Source organism: Vibrio spartinae, assembly GCF_024347135.1.
In the GTDB taxonomy this organism is placed as follows: domain Bacteria; phylum Pseudomonadota; class Gammaproteobacteria; order Enterobacterales; family Vibrionaceae; genus Vibrio; species Vibrio spartinae.
The window spans coordinates 1,400,407-1,426,446 of record NZ_AP024907.1 but is presented as its reverse complement, the minus strand read 5'-3'; the positions used below and the strand labels follow the sequence as shown (position 1 = coordinate 1,426,446).

Annotated in this window: 22 protein-coding genes and 2 pseudogenes; 10 read left to right on the top strand and 14 right to left on the bottom strand. The window is 46.8% G+C overall.

Annotated features, from left to right (window positions below):
* Nucleotides 1-97: 97 nt before the first annotated feature.
* Nucleotides 98-1,900, top strand: coding sequence for a sensor histidine kinase (locus OCU60_RS06480; RefSeq protein WP_074373792.1), 1,803 nt, complete (start codon nt 98-100; stop codon nt 1,898-1,900).
* A gap of 9 nt (nt 1,901-1,909) precedes the next feature.
* Entirely contained in the window at nt 1,910-3,253 is a 1,344-nt protein-coding gene (locus OCU60_RS06475; RefSeq protein WP_074373791.1) for a sigma-54-dependent transcriptional regulator, read from the top strand.
* Nucleotides 3,254-3,515: 262 nt separating this feature from the next.
* Here the strand turns inward: OCU60_RS06475 and OCU60_RS06470 are convergent, their stop codons facing one another.
* The 6 genes from OCU60_RS06470 to nagE all read right to left on the bottom strand — a co-directional run bounded on the left by OCU60_RS06470 (nt 3,516) and on the right by nagE (nt 11,037).
* The gene (locus OCU60_RS06470) at nt 3,516-4,118 is read right to left on the bottom strand and encodes an ATP-dependent Clp protease proteolytic subunit (protein WP_074373790.1); all 603 of its coding nucleotides are present in this window, start codon (nt 4,116-4,118) and stop codon (nt 3,516-3,518) included.
* A 200-nt stretch (nt 4,119-4,318) separates the two neighbouring features.
* On the bottom strand, nt 4,319-5,680 hold the full coding sequence (locus OCU60_RS06465; protein WP_074373789.1) for a TRAP transporter large permease: 1,362 nt from the start codon (nt 5,678-5,680) through the stop codon (nt 4,319-4,321).
* A gap of 5 nt (nt 5,681-5,685) precedes the next feature.
* Nucleotides 5,686-6,357: a TRAP transporter small permease gene (locus tag OCU60_RS06460; protein WP_074373788.1), complete on the bottom strand. Its 672-nt coding sequence runs from the start codon at nt 6,355-6,357 to the stop codon at nt 5,686-5,688.
* An 81-nt stretch (nt 6,358-6,438) separates the two neighbouring features.
* Nucleotides 6,439-7,443 (bottom strand): TRAP transporter substrate-binding protein, encoded by a 1,005-nt coding sequence (locus tag OCU60_RS06455; RefSeq protein ID WP_074373787.1) that lies wholly within the window; start codon nt 7,441-7,443, stop codon nt 6,439-6,441.
* A gap of 357 nt (nt 7,444-7,800) precedes the next feature.
* Entirely contained in the window at nt 7,801-9,285 is a 1,485-nt protein-coding gene (locus OCU60_RS06450) for a protein adenylyltransferase SelO (RefSeq protein ID WP_074373786.1), read from the bottom strand.
* A 249-nt stretch (nt 9,286-9,534) separates the two neighbouring features.
* Entirely contained in the window at nt 9,535-11,037 is a 1,503-nt protein-coding gene (gene nagE, locus OCU60_RS06445) for an N-acetylglucosamine-specific PTS transporter subunit IIBC (protein WP_074373785.1), read from the bottom strand.
* Nucleotides 11,038-11,324: 287 nt separating this feature from the next.
* On the opposite strand from nagE, the gene nagB reads away from it, so the two are divergent.
* The 7 genes and pseudogenes from nagB to OCU60_RS23015 all read left to right on the top strand — a co-directional run bounded on the left by nagB (nt 11,325) and on the right by OCU60_RS23015 (nt 17,037).
* Nucleotides 11,325-12,137 carry a glucosamine-6-phosphate deaminase gene (gene nagB / locus OCU60_RS06440; RefSeq protein ID WP_074373784.1) on the top strand — a complete coding sequence of 271 codons (813 nt, stop codon included), beginning with the start codon at nt 11,325-11,327 and terminating at the stop codon, nt 12,135-12,137.
* A complete protein-coding gene (nagA, locus tag OCU60_RS06435) occupies nt 12,138-13,289 on the top strand; it encodes an N-acetylglucosamine-6-phosphate deacetylase (protein WP_074373783.1) in 1,152 nt (383 codons plus the stop codon).
* The gene (locus tag OCU60_RS06430) at nt 13,290-14,501 is read left to right on the top strand and encodes an ROK family protein (protein WP_074373782.1); all 1,212 of its coding nucleotides are present in this window, start codon (nt 13,290-13,292) and stop codon (nt 14,499-14,501) included.
* A gap of 151 nt (nt 14,502-14,652) precedes the next feature.
* Nucleotides 14,653-15,273 carry an esterase/lipase family protein gene (locus OCU60_RS06425; RefSeq protein WP_074373781.1) on the top strand — a complete coding sequence of 207 codons (621 nt, stop codon included), beginning with the start codon at nt 14,653-14,655 and terminating at the stop codon, nt 15,271-15,273.
* Nucleotides 15,248-15,832 carry an alpha-ketoglutarate-dependent dioxygenase AlkB family protein gene (locus tag OCU60_RS06420; protein WP_159439477.1) on the top strand — a complete coding sequence of 195 codons (585 nt, stop codon included), beginning with the start codon at nt 15,248-15,250 and terminating at the stop codon, nt 15,830-15,832. Before OCU60_RS06425 ends, OCU60_RS06420 begins: the two co-directional genes overlap by 26 nt.
* Before the next feature lie 95 nt (nt 15,833-15,927).
* Nucleotides 15,928-16,506: pseudogene (locus OCU60_RS23020) on the top strand (bifunctional transcriptional activator/DNA repair enzyme AdaA); the annotation flags it as partial.
* Nucleotides 16,498-17,037, top strand: coding sequence for a methylated-DNA--[protein]-cysteine S-methyltransferase (locus tag OCU60_RS23015; RefSeq protein WP_370738684.1), 540 nt, complete (start codon nt 16,498-16,500; stop codon nt 17,035-17,037). The pseudogene OCU60_RS23020 and the gene OCU60_RS23015, both read left to right, overlap by 9 nt.
* Nucleotides 17,038-17,156: 119 nt before the next feature.
* Here the strand turns inward: OCU60_RS23015 and OCU60_RS06410 are convergent, their stop codons facing one another.
* Nucleotides 17,157-17,951, bottom strand: a complete 795-nt coding sequence (locus OCU60_RS06410) for a transporter substrate-binding domain-containing protein (RefSeq protein WP_074373961.1) — start codon at nt 17,949-17,951, stop codon at nt 17,157-17,159.
* Between the two features lie 402 nt (nt 17,952-18,353).
* Here OCU60_RS06410 and OCU60_RS06405 point away from each other — a divergent pair, with 402 nt between their 5' ends.
* Nucleotides 18,354-20,300: a HAMP domain-containing methyl-accepting chemotaxis protein gene (locus OCU60_RS06405; RefSeq protein WP_074373778.1), complete on the top strand. Its 1,947-nt coding sequence runs from the start codon at nt 18,354-18,356 to the stop codon at nt 20,298-20,300.
* A gap of 138 nt (nt 20,301-20,438) precedes the next feature.
* On the opposite strand, the gene OCU60_RS06400 is transcribed toward OCU60_RS06405, so the two are convergent.
* The 7 genes and pseudogenes from OCU60_RS06400 to pbpC all read right to left on the bottom strand — a co-directional run bounded on the left by OCU60_RS06400 (nt 20,439) and on the right by pbpC (nt 26,036).
* Nucleotides 20,439-21,053, bottom strand: coding sequence for a glutathione S-transferase family protein (locus tag OCU60_RS06400; RefSeq protein WP_074373777.1), 615 nt, complete (start codon nt 21,051-21,053; stop codon nt 20,439-20,441).
* Nucleotides 21,054-21,077: 24 nt separating this feature from the next.
* Entirely contained in the window at nt 21,078-21,842 is a 765-nt protein-coding gene (locus OCU60_RS06395) for a metallophosphoesterase family protein (protein ID WP_074373776.1), read from the bottom strand.
* Nucleotides 21,843-22,038: 196 nt separating this feature from the next.
* A complete protein-coding gene (locus OCU60_RS06390) occupies nt 22,039-22,455 on the bottom strand; it encodes an ABZJ_00895 family protein (RefSeq protein ID WP_074373775.1) in 417 nt (138 codons plus the stop codon).
* Between the two features lie 64 nt (nt 22,456-22,519).
* Nucleotides 22,520-22,885: a cupin domain-containing protein gene (locus tag OCU60_RS06385; RefSeq protein WP_074373774.1), complete on the bottom strand. Its 366-nt coding sequence runs from the start codon at nt 22,883-22,885 to the stop codon at nt 22,520-22,522.
* A 38-nt stretch (nt 22,886-22,923) separates the two neighbouring features.
* Nucleotides 22,924-23,217: pseudogene (locus tag OCU60_RS06380) on the bottom strand (LysE family translocator); the annotation flags it as partial.
* 142 nt (nt 23,218-23,359) lie between these two features.
* Complete coding sequence (locus OCU60_RS06375; protein WP_021020049.1) at nt 23,360-23,581, bottom strand: VF530 family protein; 222 nt, start codon at nt 23,579-23,581, stop codon at nt 23,360-23,362.
* 223 nt (nt 23,582-23,804) lie between these two features.
* Entirely contained in the window at nt 23,805-26,036 is a 2,232-nt protein-coding gene (gene pbpC / locus OCU60_RS06370) for a penicillin-binding protein 1C (protein WP_159439476.1), read from the bottom strand.
* Nucleotides 26,037-26,040: the final 4 nt, after the last annotated feature.

Below are 26,040 nucleotides of genomic sequence, written 5' to 3'. Positions count from 1 at the left end.
ATCTTACTTTTTCGCTCTTCCCGAAACCGTTTATCACCGTTCTTCGGACAAACCCAGTAAAATAAAGCACAGCCTCTTCTCAACAGCAAGTGCAACGATGTTATCTAAGTTTCGATTCAATGTGATTTTTGTTGTTGTTTTCATGCTCACAACAGCATACGGCGCGCATCTTGTGTGGCAGTATAGCTATCAGACCTTGCTCAGTGAACATCAAGCACAGTTAGAACGTTTTGCCAGTCATGTGGTCACCAAACTGGATAAGTTCGCCCATATCCCCCAGCTACTCGCCAAAGATAAAAAACTGGTTGATGCATTAACGATGGTGGGCAACTCAGCACAAATCGATATCACCAATCACTATCTTGAACAGGTTAACAATGCGATTAAAGCCTCTGATACCTACCTTCTCGATATTCATGGCAATACGATTGCTGCAAGTAACTGGAATCTGACACGTTCATTTATTGGCAGAAATTTCAATTGGCGCCCGTACTTTCAAGTGGCGGCTCAAGGCAAAGAAAGCCAATACTACGCGCTGGGCTCAACGTCTGGTGAACGCGGATACTACTATGCCTACCCAGTGACTTATGCCGCGACGATTCTCGGTGTCGTGGTGGTAAAAATGGACCTCTCATCGATTGAAGAGAATTGGAAAAGCACAAACAGTTACTTTGTTGCCACCGATCCGTACAGCATTATTTTTATGTCAAGCCAGCCAGAATGGTTGTTCAAAAGTGTCACCTTCATTGACCCGGAGATCCGCACTGAAATCTTTCATTCCCGTCAGTATCTCGATAAAACGATACAATCACTGGGATTACTCGGAAAAATGGATCAAGCGACCACCGAATGGATTGACCCAAGAGAGGGCTGGATCAAAGGCGATTTCATTGTCAGCAGTCGGCCTTTGAAGAACATCCCGCTTAATATCCGCGTACTGTCACCGAAGATTCAGGTCTTTTGGACGAGCTTCGCTTTTGTGGTCATTTCGTGCATGGTATTTGCTATTATTTATCTCATTATGTTGCTCATTCATCACCGTAAAAATAAATTGCGCCAGATTGAGCAACTTCAGTCTGAAGCAAAGCAAAAGCTTGAGTTTTTGGTGATGGAAAGAACTGCGAAGCTACACCTTGAGATCGAAGAACGGAGTAAAACCGAACAACGACTGCGACAAACACAAGATGAGTTGATTCAGGCCGCAAAACTCGCGGTGCTTGGACAAATGTCTGCCAGTATCAGCCATGAACTGAATAACCCGCTCGCAGCAATTCGCAGCTTCGCAGATAATGGCCGACGTTTTCTTGCCAGCGGTAAAATTGACCGGGCAGATGACAATCTGGATCGCATCTCAGGGCTAACTGAAAGAATGGCAAAAATCAGCACCCAATTGCGTTCTTTTGCCCGCAAATCAGATCATGATGAGCGGGCTGTTGTCCAGCTCTACCCCATTCTCTTATCGACCAAAGAATTAATTCAGTCACAAATTAAATCAAACCTCATCCATTTCGAAATCCAGTCTGCGGAACACCCCATCTGGTTAAATATCAATCCGATTCATTTGGAACAAGTACTGATTAATCTTTTGACCAATGCCATTCAGGCACTTGATGATCGTCCTGATAAACAGATCATTCTCAGCTTGACTGAAGACCACCGCCAACTCACCATTCATATTGACGATAACGGTGAAGGTTTCGGGGATAAAACGTTATCTCAGTTGTTTGATCCCTTTTATACCACCAAAAAAAATGGGCTTGGGCTGGGCTTGTCGATCTCTCAGCAAATTATGCAGAGTATGGGAGGCCAACTGAATGCCTCATCATCACCGCTGGGTGGCGCCCGATTCAGCATTCAGTTACCGACAACACCGGCCCCCTCACCTGAAACTGCCTCATAAGGACATGTTATGTGCGATGTATTTTTTATCGATGATGAAGCGGATATTCGGATTGCAATCGAACAGAGCTTTGAACTGGCAGACATTCAAGCCAGATTTTTTGACAGTGCCGAAGAAGCACTGCTGGCTATCAAACAAGACGGACTGCCGCTGGTTGTTGTCACAGACATTCAATTGCCCGGGCTCAGCGGTCAGAATTTACTGCACTCGGTTCACCATCAGGACCCGGACTTACCGGTCATCCTGATTACCGGACACGGTGATATTTCGATGGCGGTTCAGGCGATGCATGACGGTGCCTACGACTTTATCGAGAAACCATTTGCCCCCGAACGGTTGATGGAGACGGTTCATCGCGCAATGGATAAACGCCGACTGACACTGGAAAACCAAAAGTTGAAGCGGAGTTTGAAAGCCAGCCAGACACTCGGACCGCGGATTATTGGTGAAACGACCAGTATTCAGTCATTGAAAGAGACCATTAGTCAGATAGCAGATACCAATGCGGATATTTTGCTCTTTGGCGAAACCGGCACCGGCAAGGAGTTGATTGCCCGTTCTTTGCATGAATTGAGCTCTCGGAGAAAACGGAACTTTGTTGCTGTCAATTGCGGTGCAGTGCCGGAACATCTGATTGAAAGTGAATTATATGGCCATGAGAAAGGTGCATTTACGGGAGCAGAAGCGCAACGCATCGGTAAGTTCGAACACGCACAGGGCGGTACGCTTTTTCTCGATGAAATTGAGTCAATGCCCATGTCAGCACAAATTCGGCTGCTGCGGGTGTTGCAAGAACGCTTGATTGAACGCGTCGGCTCCAATGAATTAATTCCGTTGGATATTCGGGTGATTGCCGCGACCAAGGTCGATCTAAAACAGGCGGCTCAACAAGGCATATTCAGGGAAGATCTCTATTATCGATTAAATATTGTGACCTTGGATATTCCCCCGCTGCGGGAACGTAAAGAAGATATTCCCGCACTGTTTCATCACTTTTTACTGGTTGCCGCGGCCCGCTATGGGAAAGCGGCTAATTCGCTCTCAAAGCAGGACGTACAATCGTTAATGAGTCATAACTGGCCGGGCAATGTCCGCGAGTTAAGGAATGCCGCAGAACGGTATGTATTACTCGGCAAACTGATTCAACTCGGTCAGGATACACACCTGTTGAGCGGGCCAATGCTGAGTCTGGCCGATCAGGTGGCTGAATTTGAAAAATCAGTCATCGAACAGGCATTGAACGAATGTGACGGCAGTATCAAAGACACCATGGAAAGTTTGAATCTCCCGCGCAAAACACTTTACGATAAAATGCAGAAATATCAGCTGGATAAAGAAAATTACAAAAACTAAACGTGCCTTCTGATACAACTAGATAAACGCTCAGTACGCAGCGCCGCCTATCAGCAGAGCATAAAAAAACACGGCATGAAAGATTCACTTTCATGCCGTGTTTTAATTTTCTTGTTGAACATTATCACGAAGAAAGTTATCACGAAAAGCTGCTCACAACATTTTCTAGTAACAACGTTTCTCAACAACAATATTTCTTAATAACAGTATTTCTTAATAACAGATCAATTAATAATGGATCACTTAATAACAAGTTCCCAGATTAATCTTGCAGTTCTCTGATATTACTCACGACCCGGCCGACTAACCCGTACTGAACCGCCTCTTCCGGACTCATCCAGAAGTTATAATCTGTATCTTTCTCAACCTGTTCATAAGGCTGCCCAGTTGCTTCACTGATCAGCTGATTCACCCGGCTACGCATGCGTAATATCTCATCCGCTTCAATTTGAATATCTGAAACTTTACCACGCACCTGACCCAATGGTTGGTGGATCATAAAACGGGTGTTCGGTAAACAAACCCGGTTTTCTTTTTTCGCGGCAATGTAGATAGTCACTCCGGCACTGGCAACCCATCCGGTTCCAATCACGATAACTTCCGGTTTGATAAATTTAATCATGTCATGGATAGTATCGCCAGCTTCTACATGTCCGCCTTGGCTGTTGATATACAAATAAATCGGCTCATCGCTGATTTCCTGCAATACCAATAACTGAGTTGAAACTTTTTGGGCCAGCTTCTGGTCAACCTCACCAGAAATGAAAATAGAACGAGACGCTATGAGTTTTTCCTCTACCATTGAACCAGAGTTCCGTTCATCATTGGCCTTATCATTTTCATCATTTTTTAATACGAAATTCATAGACATTCTTCTCTAATTAACCTTGAGATTCATTGTAACGAATTACAATTAACTAGCAAGGCATATCTCCCACCTTCTAAGAAACAGGTCTCATATTTCGATCCATCTTATTGCCAAGGCGCTCCCCGCCGACCTCAATCAACAGCATCGCGCTGATATTGAGGTCGGCGGGGATAACGTTACATCATGTCGTGATAGATTTATTTCGTGATAATTTCCGGCCCCATCAGTGTGGTCGGCAACCATGTTGAAACCCATGGCACGTAAGTCACAATCAACAGGAACAGGAACATAATCGCAACCCAAGGCAACGCGGCTTTAACAACATTGAGCATCGACATGCGAGCTACCCCGGCCGTCACAAACAGGTTCAGACCGACAGGTGGCGTAATCATCCCTATCTCCATATTCACCACCATGATGATCCCGAGATGAATCGGGTCAATACCAAGTTGGATCGCGATTGGAAAGACCAACGGTGCGACAATAATCAACAGACCCGATGGCTCCATAAACTGTCCGCCAATCAGCAATAACAGATTGACGACGATCAGGAAAGTGATCGGCCCCAAACCGGCAGAAAGCATCGAGTTTGCAATCATCTGCGGCACCTGTTCTTCGGTGAGAACATGTTTCAGAATCAAAGCATTGGCAATGATAAACAACAACATGATCGTCAGCCGACCCGCATCACACAAGGTTCTCTTCGTATCCGGATGAACAATTGTCTGAAAGACTTTCACCACGCCCGGTAACTGATTGTCACTGTCGGCAAACGGCCCCATATCTTTATAGATAAAGTTGGCAATCAGGAAAGCATAAACCGCAGCAACCGCAGCCGCTTCAGTTGGGGTGAAAATCCCCCCATAAATACCGCCTAAAATAATGACGATTAAGAACAGTCCCCAAATCGCTTCTCGTCCGGCAGACATCAGTTCACCCCAACCGACGAAAGATTGTTTCGGGAGGTTCTTGACCCGGGCCGCAATATAAATGGCAACCATCAGCATCACACCGGCAAGTAAGCCGGGAATCACCCCACCAAGGAACATCCGCCCAACAGACACATCCGTTGCCGCAGCATAGACCACCATAACAATTGATGGCGGGATGAGAATACCCAAGGTACCGGCATTACAAATTACCCCGGCAGCAAACCCTTTGGAGTAGCCGTTTTTCACCATCCCGGCAATGACAATACTCCCGATGGCAACCACCGTTGCAGGCGAAGAACCTGACAGCGCAGCAAACATCATACAAGCCATGACTGACGCAATCGCAAGGCCACCACGGAACCAACCAACGAGCGCAATCGCAAAGCGGATGATCCGTTTTGCCACACCACCGGTTGACATGAAGCTAGAAGCAAGAATAAAGAACGGAATCGCCAACAATGTATAGTGACCCGCAAAAGCATTGAATAGTGTTTGTGCAACCGATGCCAACGATGCATCAGAATGCAACATCAGAAACACCATACTCGATAAACCCAATGAGACAGCAATCGGCACACCGATGAGCATCAGAGCAATCACCATTAAAAAGAGAAATAAAACTGCCATGACGATTACTCCTTCCGATCCGATGACTGCGTCGATTTTTCAGCATCCGCATCAACACTTTGTTGTAATTCTGATTTGAGTGTTTCTAGATCATCTTCTCCTTCATGCGAAGCAATCAAACGATCCATTTTACCCGTCAAAATCTGATAAGCGGCTTGCGCGAACCGCAACGTCAATAGCCCCATCCCGATAGGCAGTGCCATGTACGGAATAAATCGTGGTAATTTCTCGTAAGCTTCCCCTTCATTAAGCCAATCGGCTAAAAACTGGAGGAACCCCGGCATCGGAACATCATCGGTCTCATACCAAGCCCGTTCGGCAACAAACGGATGCCAATAATTCCACGACCCAATCAACAGCAGGACGGCAAAGCTCAAACAAGCGAATGCGGAGAGGATCGCGAAGGTTTTCTTTAACCCCGCCGGTGCAATGTTGATGATCACATCCACACCAATGTGAAAGTGTTTTTTTACCCCATAAGAAGCACCGACCAGAATCATCCAGGCAAACATAAAGACGGTCAGTTCAAGTGCCCACAAAATGTTGTCATTAAATACATAGCGACATATGACATTGATAAACGTCAGTAATGTCATCGTTCCTAAAAAGAATGCGATCAGAAATTCTTCAACCGAATCTGTAAAACGACCGACTTTAGAAAAAAAAGAATGTTCCATAACTATCTTCGCTCTCATTGTTATCATAAGGAGCCCCACGCCAGCGTTGTGGGGCACATGTTTATAGCGTGATGACGACAGTTACTTCTTGTTTGCTGCGAGTGCATCTTCGATCAGATCATGACCGATATTTTTCTCGAATTTCTTCCAGACCGGTTTCAGTACTTCAACCCATTGTTCACGCTGAGCAGGCGTCAGTGTCCGCACGACCCCACCGGCATCGATGATGTTCTGACGGTTGGTCAGGTTGACTTGGGTTGATTCTGCATTTCGTGTTGCAGTGACTTCCTTGAGAATCTGTGCAAACTGATTCCGCACATCGTCAGGCAGGTTGTCCCAGAACTTCGTGGATGTCACAACGAGGTAATCCAGGATGCCATGGTTGGTTTCAGTAATCCCATCTTGCACTTCGAAGAATTTCTTACCGTAAATGTTTGACCACGTGTTTTCCTGACCATCGATAACTCCGCTCTGTAACCCACCGTATACTTCTTTGAAGGACATTTTCTGTGGATTGGCACCAAGCTGTTCAAATTGAGCAACCAAAACATCTGAAGCCTGAACACGGAATTTCAGCCCTTTCGCATCTTTTGGATAAATCAGTGGCTTATTGGCAGACAACTGTTTCATGCCATTATGCCAAAATGCCAGCCCCTGCAATCCACGGCGCTTCATCGCATTTTTCAGCTTATCTCCGGCAGCAGAATTCTGGAAACGGTCAACCGCTGCAACGTCGTCAAACAAAAATGGCAAATCGAATATACGGTATTTTTTGGTGAATTTTTCAAACTTGGAAAGAGAAGGAGCTGCGAGTTGAACATCGCCATTTAAAAGGGCTTCCAAGACTTTGTTATCATCATACAGTGTTGAGTTTGGAAAAACTTCCATACAAACTTTGCCGTCCATCTCTTTATTGACTCGCTTGGCAAGCAAAGCCGCGGCAATCCCTTTCGGGTGTTTGTCTGTATTGGTGACATGGCTGAATTTAATCACGGTTTCACCCGGGTCACAGCCTTCAGAAGCAGCAGCGTTGAAGCTGGTCGCAGCGAGTATCGATACAGTCAGTAATGTGAAAGGCTTGAACATCTTTTTCTCCTTGTTATAGAAACAGAACACCTGCTTGGTATTCACGTTATTGACAACAAGGCAAATAATAAGCCAACAATCATAAACAAATGAAACAAATCAATAACAACAGCAACTTAAGATCAACAGCATTGAAAAATTAATCAGTATCAATATGTCATATCAGGCAAGAATGGGTGGGAATCCCTCCATCCCAAACCTATCAATGGGTCAAAAGTGACACATCGAGCGTGGTCGGTCAGGGATATATCCCGCAGATTGCGAATTGCGGGACTGCGTATAGAGCATAGCGTATGGCGTATGGCGCATAAAAATGGTGGCCGAATCAGTGACCACCATCAGCAGGGGATAACCGTATTATGACGAACAACTGATTTCGAGACATTTCCCCCATGCGGGCGGTAACTCCGCGTAATGTTGATGCTGCGGCTGTTCATCATAGGGGGCCCTTAAAACCGTGATCAATTGCTCTAACGGTTGAAAATCACCCTGTTCAGCAGCTTCAATCACTTGCTGGGCAAGATAGTTACGGAGAATATATTTGGGGTTGACCTGACGCATCAACTGGCAGCGCTGCGCAACAGTCCGCACCTGCCCCGTCGAATCAGTCTCTTGTTCACAACGCGCAAGGTACTGTCGTAACCACGGCTGTGCCGCCGCTTGGTTCTCAAATAGTGATGTAACCAATTCAGGCGGTTGTTGATCCAAACATGAGAGTCGCCGGAAAAACAGCGTATAGTCCACCCGGTTGTCTGCCATGAGTTTGAGCAGCGCATCACACAGCTCACTATCTCCGTCCCGACGCTGTTGCAATCCGAGTTTACTGCGTATCAAACGACTGTATTCCTGATTGAGTTGCACGGTATAGGTTTGCAACGCAGTTTCCAGTTCACCTTTATCAACCAGCGGGGTCAATGCCTGCGCCAATGCAGTCAGGTTCCACCAGCCTATCCCCGGTTGCATATCAAACGCATAACGCCCCTGATAATCGGAATGATTACAGATAAAATGGGGATCATAATCATCCAGAAACGCAAATGGCCCGTAATCGAAAGTCTGTCCGAGAATCGACATGTTGTCGGTATTCATCACCCCATGCGCAAAGCCGTAAGCTTGCCAGAAAGCGATCATCCCGGCAGTCCGTTTAATGATTTGCTCGAACATCGCCAGATATACCGGCTCTCGCGGTGATGCAGATAATGATTCAAGTTCCGGGAAATGCCATTCAACGACTTTGTCTGCCAGCAAGCGTAAATCATCATGCTGTCCGGTATAGAAAAAGTGTTCAAAATGGCCGAAGCGGATATGGGTTTCAGCCAGACGAATCAGCAAAGCCCCCTGCTCAACACGTTCACGATACACGGGTGTATCACTGACCATCATCCCCAGCGCCCGGGTCGTTTGATTCCCCAGTGCAGCCATTGCTTCACTACCAAGATATTCACGAATCGTAGAGCGTAATACGGCCCGGCCATCCCCCATCCGGGAATAAGGCGTCAGGCCCGCGCCTTTAAGATGGACATCAAACCACCGCCCTTGATGATCCGCAATCGCACCGAATAACAATCCTCGCCCATCCCCCAGTGCCGGGTTATAGGCACCAAATTGATGTCCCGCATACTTCATTGCCAACGGTTGAAAATAATCAGGCATTGCACCTTTGGAAAAAATCTGTTGCCAGATATCATCAGGCGTTTCACCGAGACCGAAACTGGCGGCTAAAGGTGCATTCCAAGTCACCCAACGCGGATTATCCACGGGGGTCGGCATCACCCGAGTGTAAAAGCTTTGCGGCAGTGCAGCATAACGGTGGCTGATCGGTAATTGTTGCCAAAGAGACATAACGTGTTCCCGTTTCAATCTATCTCTGCCAACCTTACCAATTACCCGACTATTTTACTAGGTTATTTCATGCATTCAGCGCATGCGGGTCAGCCCCTGAGGCAGAGATGACCATATCGGCTGCTCCGACTCGCCATCTGCCGATTCATCAGGCATAAAAAAAGGAGCGTGCAATACCGCACACTCCTTTGATTGCTCTCAGTCTCACACCCCCGACTATCAGGCATTGACACTGAGTCAGAATATTACTTAGTCATATTCAGTATCGCCTTTCATCGCATTCGCGACCAATTCCGCCTTCGCACCCAATACAACCTGCAAATCGGTTTGGTTCAGCTTCACGATACCACTAGCACCCAGTGCTTTGATTTTGACTTCATCAATCTGCGCCATGTCGTTCACAGAAAGACGTAAACGCGTAATACATGCATCAATTTGCTTGAGGTTGTCGTGGCCCCCCAAGGCTTGGAGATATTCATCAGCCAGTGTCTGAATATCTCCAGATGCTCCGGACTGACGTACCGCCACTTCTTCTTTTTCTCTGCCCGGGGTCGGAATGTCAAACCAACGGATGGCAAAATAAAAGATACAGAAATAAATCACACCGAAACACAATCCCACCACCAACAAGAGCCCGGGTTTCGTTGCCAGCCCCCAGTTGATCACAAAGTCAAACAGACCTGCGGAGAAGCCGAAACCATCGAGAATCCCCAAGTAGTTGGTCACAACCAACGAGATCCCTGTGAGTATCGCATGGATGACATACAGCACCGGTGCGAGGAACATAAACATGAATTCAAGCGGCTCAGTCACACCGGTCAAAAACGCGGTTAACGCCACCGACAGCAAAATCCCACCCACTTGCGGACGACGACTTTTCGGCGCAGCCATATACATCGCAAACGCAGCACTGGGCAGACCAAACATCATGACTGGGAAGTAACCGGCCATAAATACCCCGGCCGATGGGTCACCAGCAAAGAAGCGATTCAGATCGCCACGCGTGGTTTCAGCCGCGATACTCTGAATGACACTGCCGTCAATGGTTGAAATCGCACCACCGACACTCAGTGTTTTCGCCATCTCAGGAGCAAGACATAAGTTATGCAATCCACCCGCCAACTCGTAAGTAACTTTGGTACATTCACCCAATCCGAACCAGAAAATGGAGTTTAAAACATGATGTAATCCGACCGGGATCAGAGCACGGTTTAATGTCCCATAGACAAATTCGCCCCATGCACCAGAGTGCGCCACAGTATGACCAAATGTATCAATACCATTTTGAATCGCAGGCCAGACGACACCGCTGATACCAGCCAAAACAAGTGTAATCAAACCAGTCATAATCGGCACTAACCGCTTCCCACCGAAAAATGCAAGATAAGCCGGCAAGTTGGTTTGATGAAAACGGTTATAGGCGTGGCCGGCAACAACCCCTGCCACAATCCCGCCAAAGAATGACATATTGATATCAGCATTAATGGTTTTAGCCGCTTCCGTCAGGACCAAATACCCGACGGCACCGGCTAAACCGGCAGCACCGGCATCCCCGCGAGACAATCCAACCGCAATACCAATCGCAAACAGCAAAGGTAATTGACCAAAAATTGCGCCCCCTGCCTGAGCCATAAAAGCAATATTCAACATATCCGGTTGTCCGAGCCTTAATAGAATCGCGGCCACCGGTAAGATAGCAATCGGCAACATAATTGCCTTGCCAAGTTTTTGTAAATACCCCAGTACGTTCATTGCACCCTCCATCACATGATTCGTACATTACACACACATCTTAATTCATCCAGTAAACTAAGGCCTAATATATATGTCACATAAATGATAATTTTGTAAAGCAAAACGACATTTTATTTGCACTAATCGAAAAGTTTATTCAATATATAAATTAAGTTCATTTTACTCTGATCGCCTCAGATCGTGATTTCCTGAGGCAGAGCACGGTCAAGACCGATGCAATAAGCCAATGAACACACCATCACCACAGTGAATCAGAGTGTCAGTATGATGCATGGAGAGAGAAAATGCGTTTATTACCTTTAAAAAATAAGCAACAAGTTGGTCACTGGACCGCACACTATATCGCTGAAAAAATCAAAGCGTTTCAACCAACGGCCGAGCGGCCTTTTGTGTTAGGCCTGCCCACCGGCAGTACCCCACTCACAACCTATCAGTCTCTGATTCAGTTGTATCAGGCGGGTGCCGTCAGTTTTGAGCATGTCGTGACTTTCAATATGGATGAATATGTCGGCCTTTCGCCAGAACATCCTCAAAGTTATCATTACTTTATGTTTGAAAACTTTTTCAATCATGTGGATATCCAAAAGAAAAATATCCACATTTTAAATGGCATGGCGCCTGATTTAGAGGCAGAATGTCAGGCTTATGAAGCGACGATTAAGCAGTTCGGTGGTATTCATCTCTTCTTTGGCGGTGTCGGCAGTGACGGACATATCGCATTTAATGAGCCGGCCTCGTCTTTAGCGTCCAGAACCCGAATCAAGACTCTGACCCAAGAAACGATTATCGATAATGCCCGTTTCTTCGAAAACGATATCAATCAGGTCCCGAAAATGGCACTAACCGTCGGTGTCGGCACATTACTGGATGCCAAAGAAGTCCTGATTCTTGCCACAGGTCCGAATAAAGCATTGGCAGTACAGGCTGGCGTCGAAGGCGCAGTCAATCATTTGTGGACGGTCTCTGCTTTGCAGATGCATCCCCGGAGTATTCTGATCTGTGATGAACCTGCGGCCATGGAACTGAAAGTCAAAACATTACGCTATTTTCAGCAACTTGAAGCGGCTGAGATTGAGCAATTTGGAGGAACAGAGTAAATGTTCGCACTATGTCACGGTGAGATTCTGACAGGCGATGAAAAATTACTGGATACTGCGGTTATTATCAGCAAAGGGAAAATTCACGCTTTAGTCCCGATCTCAGAATTATCTGAAGATATCCCCCGGTTCGATTTGCATGGGCATATTTTGTCGCCCGGTTTTATCGACTTACAGTTGAACGGCTGCGGGGGTGTCATGTTCAACAGCACGCCGACCGTGGAAACGCTCGAACACATGCATCTCACCAATCTGCAAACCGGTACAACCAGCTTTCTGCCGACCTTGATCAGTGACAGTGATAATGTAATTCGTCAAGCGGTTGAGACCACACGCCAGTATATGACCCAACATCAACATCAGGTATTGGGGATGCATCTTGAAGGGCCTTATACCAATCCCGTACGTAAAGGTATTCATCCGCTCCAGCAATTACGCCAACCAAACAATGACATGATCAGCTGGCTGGCTGAACAGGCACCGTGGCTGAAAAAAGTCACACTCGCACCAGAGATGAATCACAGCGAGCATCTGAGACAACTGCACAAAGCCGGAATTGTCGTCAGTGTCGGTCATACGGCAGCAACCTATGATCAAGCCAGCCAAGCATTTGAACAGGGCGCTAGCTTTGCAACGCATCTGTATAATGCCATGACTTCGATGGAGAATGGCCGTTCTCCCGGTGTAGTTGGTGCGGTTTTTGATCGCAATGATGTGTATGCCGGCATTATCGCTGATGGTTACCATGTCCATTGGGCGAACATCCGCACGGCCAAGAAAGTCATGGGTGAACGGCTTTGTCTGGTGACGGACGCAACCGCTGCTGCAACACCACCGGCAGGGATGACCGAGTTTGATTTTTGTGGTACTCCCGTATTTATCCGTGACGGCAAGTGTGTCGATCAGGATGGTACACTGGGCGGCTCAGCGCTCACGATGAATGAAGGGGTTCGTCTACTGGTTGAACAAGCCGAAATTCCACAGGAAGAAGCTTTCCGGATGGCAACACTCTACCCGGCACGGGCGATCAAGATGGATCATCAGCTTGGCGCAATTCGTCCCGGCATGATTGCCAACCTGACCATTCTCGATCCGGCTTATCAGGTCATCAATACGCTGGTCAATGGCGAGTGGACAAAGGACATGCACTAAATGGTCAAACGTAGCAGACAAGTGACAAATCACGAGCAACTCAAACAGGTCAATGCGGCACGGGTCTATCAGTTGATCGACCAAGAAGGCCCGATGTCCCGCGTCCGGATTGCTCAACAGAGTGCACTTGCACCAGCCAGTGTCACCAATATCACGCGTCAGCTACTGGCCCACAATCTCATTACTGAGGTTGAACAACAAGCATCAACCGGCGGACGCCCGGCAACCTCGCTGACCACCAATCAGCGAGATTTCTATTTTATCTCCTGTCGGTTGGGTCGGGATATGATTCAGGCAAGTCTGATGGACTTATCCGGTCAGGTTCATCATGTTCAGCAAACATCGATTGAATCTCACGATACACAAGGTATCGTTGACACGCTCCGCCATGAAATCTGCCAAATTCGGTCCCAGTATGCGGCACATCATCTGATTGCCATTGCTGTGACCATGGCGGGTCTGGTTGATCCAACCTCAGGGATGATCCATTATTCTCCCAACCATAAAATTGCCGGTCTCAAGCTATCCTCAGCGCTTGAAGATCTGGCATTACCCATCTATATCGGTAATGACATTCGAGCCCGAGCACTCTCTGAGTACTATCTGGGAAAAGCCAAACAATGCGATGACTTCATCCTGATCAGTATTCATCACGGTGTCGGTGCCGGGATTATCACCGACGGGCAACTGCTTTTGGGCAAACACCGCCCGATTGGCGAGATTGGGCATATTCAGATCGACCCATTCGGACAACGCTGCCACTGTGGGAGCTTTGGTTGTCTTGAAACCGTGGTGTCGAATCAAGCGCTGCTCAAGCAGACACAAGCACTACTGCAACACGGCCATCAGAGCATCTTAACTGCGGACCATCTCACCATCGAACACCTTTGCGATGCCGCGATTCAGGGCGATGGCTTAGCAACACATATTATCGAGCAAGCAGCCCAATATCTCGGCCGTGTGCTGGGGATGCTGGTGAACGTATTCAATCCGGAAAAAATTCTGTTTGCCGGAGAGATGATTCAGACTGCCCCGATATTATTTCCCCGACTGTTGGAACAGATTCAGCGGCAGACACTCCCCAGTTTTGCCGGAGATTTACGCCTTGAACAAGCCCGCTTTCAGCAACAGGACACGATTGGTGGTTATGCATTAATTAAGCGGGCACTCCACGAAAATAACCTGCTTCAACACATCATGGCAGATGCATAACACGTTATACTGACGATTGAATGCAACAGAACTGATACAATTCAGAATGACTGGATATGATATTCAACACCATTGAAATCACTATTGCATATCATCCGATTGCTCCATACGATGCAGTTCAGTCCTTAGGAAATCTGACATGAGAGAGTCTATGAAAATTATCCTTCTCCATGGCTTGTACATGCATGGCATCGCGCTGCAACCGCTGCGTCAGCGATTAAACCAACTGGGTTATACCACGGAAGTGCTCAGCTACAATACTGTCGCTATCGACGATGAGAAGCTATTTAGCAACATTGATGCAGCGCTCGATGAGACCCATACCAATATTCTGGTCGGTCATAGCCTCGGCGGATTGATGATCAAAAACTATCTTGCCTCCCGTCAACCGACCACGGCCCAAATTTCTCACGTGGTAACGATTGGTTCCCCCCTTCAGGGTGCCTCGATTATTAGCAAAATTCAGGCGATGGGATTCGGCATGATCCTCGGTAATGCACCCCATCATGGATTGCAGCAACACCAAGATGAATGGCGTTTTCCCCAGAAACTCGGCAGCATCGCCGGCACCGTGGCTTTAGGGATTCGGCCGATGCTATGCGGTCATGACGCTGCATCGGACGGCACGATTACCGTTGAAGAGACCAAAATCGCCGGCATGACCGATCATCTTGAAATTCGTTATGCACATACGACGATGCTGTACTCACAAACGCTTGCCTCACAAATCGATGGATTTATCCGCCATGATCGCTTCCAACCGGAATCCTGAAATCATTAAGTTGCCGGATGGCAGGCTGCGCTATATTGATCGGCTTCTCACAGAGACCGATACACTGTCACACACATTGAAAAATTCACTGCACTGGTATCAGGGTGATGTCTATTTGTTTGGCCGTCATTATCAAACGCCCAGACTTCAGTGTTGGTACGGTGATAAAGCCTATACGTATTCTCAGGTTCGCTTGGCGCCAACCCCATGGCCACCGTTACTCAACCAACTCAAGGCGATTGTTGAAGAGGCTTCAGGGCATGCATTTAACTCCGTGCTGGGCAACTGGTATCAACACGGACAACACAATATGGGGATGCATGCTGATAATGAACCCGAATTAGGAAAAAACCCTGTCGTCGCGATGCTCACCTTTGGTATAGCCAGGCCCTTGCAATTCAGACACCGGAACGGTGAGCACCGATTCACCATCACCCCCACCGATGGTTCATTGCTGGTTATGGAAGGTCCGATTCAGCATTACTGGCGACATGGAATCAACAAAAGCAAAAAGGTTACCGGGCAACGGATCAGTCTGACGTTTCGTCAGATCTTATAGACAGGTATTCGAACATGGGTCGGGGATGGTCGAAAAACCAGAGACAGTCGAAAACATAGTTGTCAATTTATTGGTTGCCACCCGACTTTTTTTACATGTATCGTTTTGCTATTCAATCCGACAAAAGAACGTTTCCAATGCAGAAACATGGACAGCCAATTACCAATCCGCAACAGATCAATCGTTATTATCAAGCGCTTGTGGAAAAAGATCCGCGTTACGTCGGGATTTTCTATGCCGGTGTCAAAACCACATCCATCTTCTGCATTGCCACATGCCGGGCCCGAAAGCCGAAACAAGAAAACGTTGATTTTTATCCCACATTAAAAGCAGCACTGGATGCGGGGTTTCGTCCCTGCAAGATTTGTAAACCGACTGAAAACGCCAGTGAAGCGCCCTCGCCTGTTGCACAGGCTATAGAATTGGTACGCCGACACCCGAAAGAAAAAATCTCTGACAGTCGGTTGAGACAACACCAGATACAACCGGAAATGGTACGCCGCTGGTTTAAAAAACACTATGGCATTACCTTTCACACCTTTCAGCGAATGTATCGAATCAATCATGCGCTGGTCGAACTTAAAGAAGGAAAGAAACTCATGGACACAGCCTACGATATGGGATATGAATCCTTGAGTGGATTCGGATATACGTTTAAGAAAGTTATGGGAAAATCACCAAACCAAAGTACCGACAGTCAAGTTATCTTGATCAATCGCTTTACCACGCCATTGGGCCCGATGTTCGTCTGTGCAACCGATGAAGGCATCTGTTTACTGGAGTTTGTCGAACGACGAATGCTGGAAACCGAATTCCGGGATTTACAACGCTTGCTGAAAGCCACCATTATCAATGGGGAAAATGACCACATTCGCCAGGCCAAACAAGAGATTGGCGAATACTTCGCCGGGACACGCAAACAGTTTGACGTGAGCATTCACTCACCGGGAACCCCCTTCCAAAAAGAGGTCTGGCAAGCTTTACAGCAGATAGAATATGGCTCGACAGCATCTTACCAACAACAGGCAGAAGCCATCCATAAACCCACCGCAGTCCGGGCAGTTGCTTCAGCCAACGGGCATAACCGCATCGCCATCATCATCCCGTGTCATCGGGTCATCGGCAAGAACGGCAAACTGGTCGGTTATGCCGGAGGGCTGGAACGCAAACGCTGGCTGCTTGAACATGAAAAAGCCAACTGCTGATTCCCAACTGCTGATTCAATATAGGAGTCCCGGCACTGCGGCCAGTCTCAAAATTTATCCATAAAAAAACACCGAAGCAATCGGTGTTTTTTTCAGTAGCATCCACTGGCAGCATTCAATCACTGGACACGTTTGATCCATCTGTCTGATTGAAACCATTTGGTGTAAATCCGCTCATAAGTCCCATCACCATGAATCTGTTTTAAATAGTTATTCAGGAAATTAACAAATTCAGTGTCTCCCTGACGCACAGCCCAGCCCAGCGGTTCGAAAGTGAATGCGTCATCAAGATGAACTACCTGCTTGGGATGCTGCGCTGCATACATAGCGTTGTAAGGTAAATCGTAGACAAAAGCATCGGCCCGGCCATTGGCAACCTGCAACACTGCATCGGCAGAGGTATCGTAGAGATCAACGTTTGCTTTTGACAAATATTTCTTCGCCGCCTGTGCTCCCGTCGTTCCCATCTGGGTTGTAACGGTATATTTGGCATCATTCAAATCACGATAACTATGAATCTTTCCTACCAGCGTCGGTGACAGTAAAACCGTCTGACCAATCTGCATATAAGCATCGGCAAAGGACACTTTCAGATTGCGTTTCGGCGTCACCGTCATCCCTCCGATAAAATCACACTTACCCGTCTGTAATGCCGGAATAATCCCATCCCACGCGGTATTGACCGGCACAAATTTAACATCGATCGAATGGGCCATATGCTTCGCAATATCAATATCAAACCCGATGAACCGCCCATCTTTACTGGTCATCTCAAAAGGTACATACCCAGCTTCAAAACAAAATTTCAGCTCACCTGATTTTAAAATCCCCTCAATCGTGGATGCGGTTGCGAATGTCGTTGTAGCAGAGAAAGCGGCTGTACCAATGACCAAACCGGTCAACAACCGACGCATTCCTTTTTTCACTCGATGAATTGTCATGATGAATCGTTCCGTAACTTGTTGTGCTTTAAGTAATATTATTATTTAAATCAATAGTGAACATCATACCATCAGGCTATTCTTGGAATCATGTCATAGATATGATGAACCCCACATCATCAACGAAAAACGTCATAATTTCAATCCATTATCATTATATCTTATGCTCAAATATCCCCGCCTCGACATTCATAAACGCTCTCCCAAAGATCCTCAGTTCAATGCACTTCACTACTCTGACGAGTCATCTATAGTCTATAATTTGCACAGTACTCTGATATCATATGCTCTGTGTTTTGTCGCTCCTCTGGCACGTATTTTATTGCCAAAAACAACGTCAAAAATAATTATCCAAACAGATGAACAGGTGAAAATATGTTTAGGAACTTAAGGCTGGGTTTAAAAATTGGGGCGGGATTCGCTACTGTACTGATTTTATTATCAATTGTTTTGGGTGCGAGCATCTACTCATTACAGTCAGTCAGTGATGGGATCAGCAAGTATAGAGATTTAGCCCGAGAGACCAATCTTTCAGGTCGATTACAAACGAACATGCTAATGGTTCGCATGAATGTCAAAGATTTTCTAATTACCAGAGACACTGACGACATCACCAGCTATCAAAAATATCTTGCCAAAATGAAGGGTTTCTTGAATGAGGCAAAACAATCGGTTCACTCGCCAGAAAGAAAAGACCTGATTGAGCAAGTGGACCAGTCAATTAACACTTACAATACGACCTTTAATCAAGTCGTTGAATTAGTCAGACAACGCAATGCGCTTGAAAAACAACTTGGTATCTATGGTCAAGAAATGCGCGAATCCATTGCTCAAATTATCCAATCAGCCTATCAAGAAGGCAATGCAACACTCACCTACAATGCCAGCCAGGCACAGCGAGCAATGCTCGTTGGACGCCTGTTCGTCGTAAAATTTCTGCAGAGCAGTCAAGAGGAAGATTTCACCATCGCGATCACCAATATGGATGCAGGGCTACAAGATGAATTGTCGGTCCTGAAACAGGATCTGCAAGGAACACCGCAGCAAAAACTATTGAACACGTTTCTGAAAGCACATCAAGACTATCTGAAAGATATGCGTGATATTAACAGTCTGATTTCACAAGCGAATGGGATGATTAACCATACACTGGATGAACTCGGTCCTCAGATCGCGGCTGATGTTGAGAAAGTCACACAGTCAGTGATGCAAGAGCAGGATACGCTTGGTCCTCAGTTAAAAGACAGTACCACCAGAAGTATCGAAGTCACCATACTGCTGTCCGTGCTGGCCATTTTATTAGGGATTGTAGCATCCTACTTACTGACCATCGTCATTACCAAACCGGTTCAGAAAGCGGTGAAGGCGGCCAACCAACTGGCAGATGGTGATCTAACCGTTAATGTCGGAAAAACCAGTAAAGACGAAACCGGGTTACTGCTTGCTGCCATTCAAAATACGGCTGTCAATCTGAAACAGATGATCACCACCATTTCCGGAGCCAGTACCGAACTTGCCTCAGCATCGACTGAGTTGGCAACCGTCACCGAACAAAGTAGTCAGAGTATCATCAGGCAAGAATCAGAAACGGAGATGGTTGCGACGGCCATGAATGAGATGACCGTGACCGTGCATGATGTTGCCAACAGTGCATCTCAGGCGGCCGGTGCGGCAGATCAAGCCAATCAGGAAGCTGAATCAGGCGCCGGGGTTGTACAACGAACCATCACGGCAATCCACTCACTCTCGGAAAGTGTCACCCAATCTTCGGAAAGACTCAGCGAAGTAGAGCAGGAAGTCCACAATATCAGTACCATTCTGGACGTCATCAGAGGGATTGCCGAACAGACCAACCTTCTCGCCCTGAACGCAGCAATCGAAGCGGCACGGGCCGGAGAGCAAGGCCGGGGATTTGCGGTCGTTGCCGACGAAGTTCGCTCGCTGGCATCCAGAACACAGGATTCCACCCAAGAGATCCAGAATATTATTGAACAGCTCCAACAAGGCACGCAGAGTACCGTCGCTGCCATGAATCAAGGAAAAAAACAAGCAACCGATTGTGTTAAACAGGCCGATGAAACCAATGAGACGTTGCAAGCAATTATTCACGCCATCAGTGTCATCAATGACATGAATATGCAAATTGCCAGCGCTTCTGAGCAACAGAGCACTGTTGCTGAAAGTATCAACGAAAACATCGTTAATGTCCGTCAAATCGCGGAAGAAAATGCCGTTGCCTCAGATGAAACCCGTCAGTCCAGTGGCGAAATTGCACGGCTGGCGGAACAACTGAATCAGTTGGTTGCCCGCTTCAAGATTTAATTGAGGGTTCATGCACCATAATAATAAAGGGAGACGTTGTGAGTCTCCCTTTATTGATGCCATCCCATGATTTGTTCCACCCACGACCTGTTCCCGTCCACATCGGTTGTCATCAGCACCGCTCACAACCCGATAGCGTCATTCGTGTGGCTTATCTTCTGGTGGCTCAGCCCTCGCGACCTGCTCATTGTTACGAATAAACATGAGATGCTGATGATAAAATTCATGACCAGCAGCGCCATGTTGTCGTGCTTTTTTATAGATTGACGCAACAAAGATATCCGCAAGGCTGAAATTGTGACCAATGACATACCCCGAGTCGTGACAAATCGACGCACTTAATTTATCGAGGCAATGCGTAATCCACTCTCCCCGCAATTGTCGTTTCGAGCTGTCATCAAGATCAGGGCGAAAAAATTTAAGTACCGTTTTGTTTTGAGGTGAATGAATACTGCCATTCACGTATTCACAAACCCGACGGATATGCGTCTTTTCATTGAGATTGTTACCGAGTAAAGGAATATCGGTAAACCGCTCTTCAAGATACTCGACAATCGCCATTGACTCAGAAAACACCAAGCCATCGACCGATAGTGACGGCACATAACCAAACGGATTCACGGTGAGATAACTCGATCCCAACTCTTGTGAACTCACTTCAATCCTTTGATAAGGAATCCGCTTAAAGTTAAGTACCCACTGCACTCTTTCCGAACAATTGGAACCCTTCGCGCTATACAGTAAAACATCCATATTCTCTCCTGAAAACACCAATGATCAGCATCGTCCGGTGCGTAAACATTGAACCCAGTCTGTGCGGCCCCGTTGCTGAGCCGCATCGATAGCTTGCGACACATCGTAACTGACCCGATGAAACGCTATATCCCATTTATCTCCAACATGTCTCTCACCGCCAATATGTTTGGACAAGGTGACATAGGATGCTTGAGACGAATAGTTTTGCATGGCATGTATCACAGGTTCTTCATCGCGATACGCTTGCAATCCGACGCTACCGGGATTAATCACCATTTGACCGGTCGATAGTTCAACACATCTTGGCATATGGGTATGACCACAAAGAATCATTGGGGATGAGATGCCCCCCAATAATGCTATGATTTCCTGATCCGCCCGGACTTCAGGTTTCCCTGATTCAATATTGTCTAATAAATAAACCAGATCGCTCGTTGGCGTCCCATGACACGCATAAATGTCATTGGTGATCTGTAAATCAAATGGTAACTGTTTCATCCATTCCAGCGGGGCTTGACCCAACTCATCGAGTATGAATGCCATGGTGGGATTTGATTCAATTTCTTCTGGAGTGGCCTGATAGATCTGCCGATCCTGATTCCCCGATATGGTTATCGCATTCAACGTGAATAAATATTGATAAGTCTCTTTGGGCGCAATCGGCCCATACAAAATATCCCCAAGATTAATAAACTGGGTCACGCCCTGTGATTTGGCATGATTAACCACCGCGTCAAGGGCAAAAACATTGCTATGAATATCAGATAACACTGCAAATTTTGTCACTAGATTTCCTTGTGTTTATTGCGACCGATTCAGTTGATGGTCAAATCAGGCGCTCGAAACCGCTCCGATACATCATCATGATTCATCAACCCTGTCCAATGCCATCAGAATATCCACCATCCCGTTTCTATTCCTGATCTTGATACCCATCATGTCCTCAACTAACGTCAATACAGTTCATCAGTACAGTGAACTATCATGACGCTTGTTCATGATTGACCAACTCAGGACGCTGTTTAGTTATCAACTTTTTGACACCGAAATTGACTGCGAGGAAAAGCAAAAAATGCAGTGGTATGGTGATGAGAAAACCAATCAATAAAAAGTTAAGGGGAATATGACTGACCAACATGGTTGGAATACCTAATAAGATCGTCGTAATCACATCGCCAAGCAGCGCCAGCAAAATTAAATGCCACTTCTCACGACTTTCGATGAGTCGTTCATTTTTATTTGTATAGGTGTAGAAAATCCAATATGAGATACCGAATAATATCGGTGTATTCAAACTGCTTGCGTTTTCCATTCCCAGAAATCCCGCTGCCACACCCGCGATAGCCATAACCACGATATAGGCGGCCGTAAAACGGATAAAGAATCCTATCTTTGTCATCACCTCTCCTTCAACATCAACCTAGCCAATATGAGATACTCAATTATTGACTCATTCATATAAATCACACCCAAACATCATTGTCAGCCGTCAATTCACTCGCTGAATCGCCGGTATTAACCACGCCTTTAGGCTCAACAATCATGATCTTGCATTCACTTTTGGCAACAGGCCGATGCTCAACACCTTTCGGAATAACAAACATTTCTCCTGAATTTAAGGTGACGACCCCCTCCCGGAATTCGATATTGAGGATACCGTCCAACACGATGAAGACTTCATCGGTATCCGGATGATCATGCCAAACAAACTCGCCTTCAACCTTGACTAACTTAAATTGATAATCGTTCATTTCCGCCACAACACGCGGAGACCAGTGTTCTGAAAATTTTGAGAATTTATCTTTAAAATTGATCGCACTAAAATTCATTCTGACTCCATCGTTTCATGCTGCTTACCCGCCCAACATTACTGTTTACTGAATACGATTTTTCCTGCCAAGCCAATCAGCAAAGCACCGGAAAATCCCTCAATGATCCGTGAATAACGATTGGCTTTGGCACTTTTCAGTAACCAACTACCGACGAACGCATAAATCATATTGCACAATGTCGCCAATCCACTAAAACACAATCCCAAGATGAATAATTGCATATTAACTGAGTTTGCCGAGGTATCAATAAACTGCGGCAGAAAAGACAAGAAGAATAACGCCACTTTCGGATTGAGCACACTGACAATGATACCTTGCTTAAAGACATCCGGTCACGGGATTAAATTGATGGATAGACATGCAACTACGAATAGTAAGATTGGATGTAATTCCATTAACTGGCGCCTCCGTCTGTTAAAAATTCACTGCATATTTAGATGAAAGATTGAATCACTCGCACAGAACGTTTTCTTATTGGCAAAAGGTCTCGACATACAAAGCTTCAACCTTTTCTCTTGCCCACTGCGTTCTACGCAAAAATTTCAATGACGACTTGATTGATGGGTTGTTGTAGAAACAGTTAATTTGGATTTTTGCATCTAATCCTTCCCAACCATAGTGCGCTTGTAAGCGCACTAGGATCTTTTCTAAAGTCAGACCGTGCAACGGATTATTGGGTTGTTCTTGGTTCATATCGGGTGTATTCCTGAGGTTCACTTATTGAAGCGCTGAGTTGATTCATACACTATTAATTTACTGTTTTTCGTTCCAAAAGTATGATTTTTTTCATACTCAATTAAAAAATATCGAGTCTTCTCCCGCACCATTCCCGTCAAATATCTATGGCTGAAATATCTGGCATTATCAGACGTTGTCGGTTGGTTATCGTGAAGCGCCATCGAGTAAAGACTGGTATTCACTCGGACGAATAGCGCAGCACCGAAAACTCAACTTGGTCTCTTGAGCCGGCCTGATCGATTAACGTGAGTTGATAATGACCGGTGTTTAAATCTTTCAATGTGATCTTGCTTTGCTGATTCGATAATAAAACACCGTTTAAAAGCCAGTAATAAGGGGCTTCGCCACCCTCAGCGGAGATTGTGATGGTTTGGCTTTGTTGTTTCGGTAACTGGAACGCATCGTGATTCGCCAGCCCATGGATATGCACGGCAGATTGGCGAATAATATTGCCTGTCGATTGGCATCTCGGGTCCCAGCCCGGAATGCGGGCAGCTCTGCGTTGTTCGGGCTTGAGCCAATTGTCCAGCGGTGCGGGCCAAACCGTCACCTTGTGACGCTGTGCTTTAATCTGACAGCGAATATTGACGCGTAACTTGGAGTCATTCGCTTGCCAGAAATGAAATTCGGATTGATTGAATGGTTGTTGCCGCTCAGCGATATTGTACCAAGTCTTCGGAATGGTGCCGTCAACAATATAAGCGCGATGGCGCTCCTCGCAGTCTGACTGAACCATATCTCCCTGTGGCCAGCAGATATTGACTTGAGAGACGCTGTCAGGCATCAAAGGATCCGGGCGTTGATCATTGAGTCGTTGATAAATACTGTTGATTAACGGTACCGCGGTGACTTGCCCGTAATGGCCGGGCATCGGAACGCCATCGGGTCGGCCAATCCAGACCCCGATGGTGTAATGCTGGCTAACACCAATAGCCCAGGCATCCCGGAAGCCATAGCTGGTACCGGTCTTCACCGCCAAACCTGCCACTGCGTTCGGGTTATCTAACAGTATTTTTCGGATCACCCAAGCGGCACCGTCGCTTAAAAGTGGTTGCTGGGCTTGTTTGTCTGCCGTGCTAAAGCGAAGATGCTGCGCTTGTCCTTGATGACCCAAACTGGTGTATGCGTAAACTAAGTCTTCTAAATCGGCCCCCACCCCGCCGAGCGCAATGGCCAGATTAGGCTGCGCCCCCGTCGGTAGTTTTAATCCTATCCCTGCTTTTTTCATCTTTAAGAAAAAATAAATCGGCTTTAACTGCTCTAGCACCTGAACGGCCGGAACATTCAGGCTTTTCTGCAAGGCCTCTGAGACCGACACCGGGCCGCTGAAGCCACTGTTGAAGTTGTCGGGTTGATAGTCTCCAAATTTGAGGGGCACATCCATCAATAAGCTTTCACTGTGTATCAGCCCTTCATCCAATGCCATGCCGTAAACAAAAGGTTTGAGGGTTGAGCCCGGGGAGCGAGTTGCCCGGACCATATCCACATAAGCAAAACGGCTGCTGTCGTTGAAGTCGGCTGATCCGGCGTAGACTTTGACCTGACCCGTCTCATTTTCGACCACCAAGGCCGCTGCGGAAACATTCTGTCCAATGCCATGAACATAATTTCTGAGCAGGTTACTGACCTGACTCTGCCACTGCGCATGAATAAAGGTTTGAATCTGAGGCGCTTGGCTGTGTGTGACAAGTCTGCGGGCAAGTAAAGGCGCAGATTGATAGCCCGCTTTGGTCGCGTTCGTAATGCCTTCGATTAACGCATCGTCTAACCTTTCTTGCGACCATGCGTGTTGCGTGACCAAACGGTGCATCAATTTGTCCCGGGCTTGTCGGGCGCGTTCGCGATGTCTGTCCGGGCGGTAATCACTGGGGGCTTGTGGCAGAACCGCCAATAAGGCCGCTTGAGCGTCCGTCAGTTGCTGCACCGAATGACCGAAATAACCTAATGAGGCGGCTTGAACGCCTTCATAAGTGCCACCAAAAGGGGCATGGTTCAGATAATAAGTAAGGATGTCGGCTTTACTAAAATGCCATTCTAATTGCAGCGCGCGGATGATTTCCTTGAATTTTCCCCATACCGTTCTGGGCTCAGGATAACGGATGCGAGCCACTTGCATAGTTAACGTTGAACCACCGGACACGATGTGTCCTGTGCTTATCCATTGCCACGCGGCACGCATGAGCGCAAAGACATTGATCCCCGGATGGTCGTAAAAATATTGGTCTTCGTAGGTGATCAGCGCGGTGAGATAGTTGGGCGAGACGTCGTCTAAAGTCACAGGAAAGCGCCAGACGCCGTTTTCATCGGCAAAGTTCCGTAAAACAGAACCATCCTCAGCGAGAACGGTTTGACTCAGAGAGCGGGATGCTAAATCGACCGGTACGATCCAGTCGTATAATAAGAAAGACAAAAAT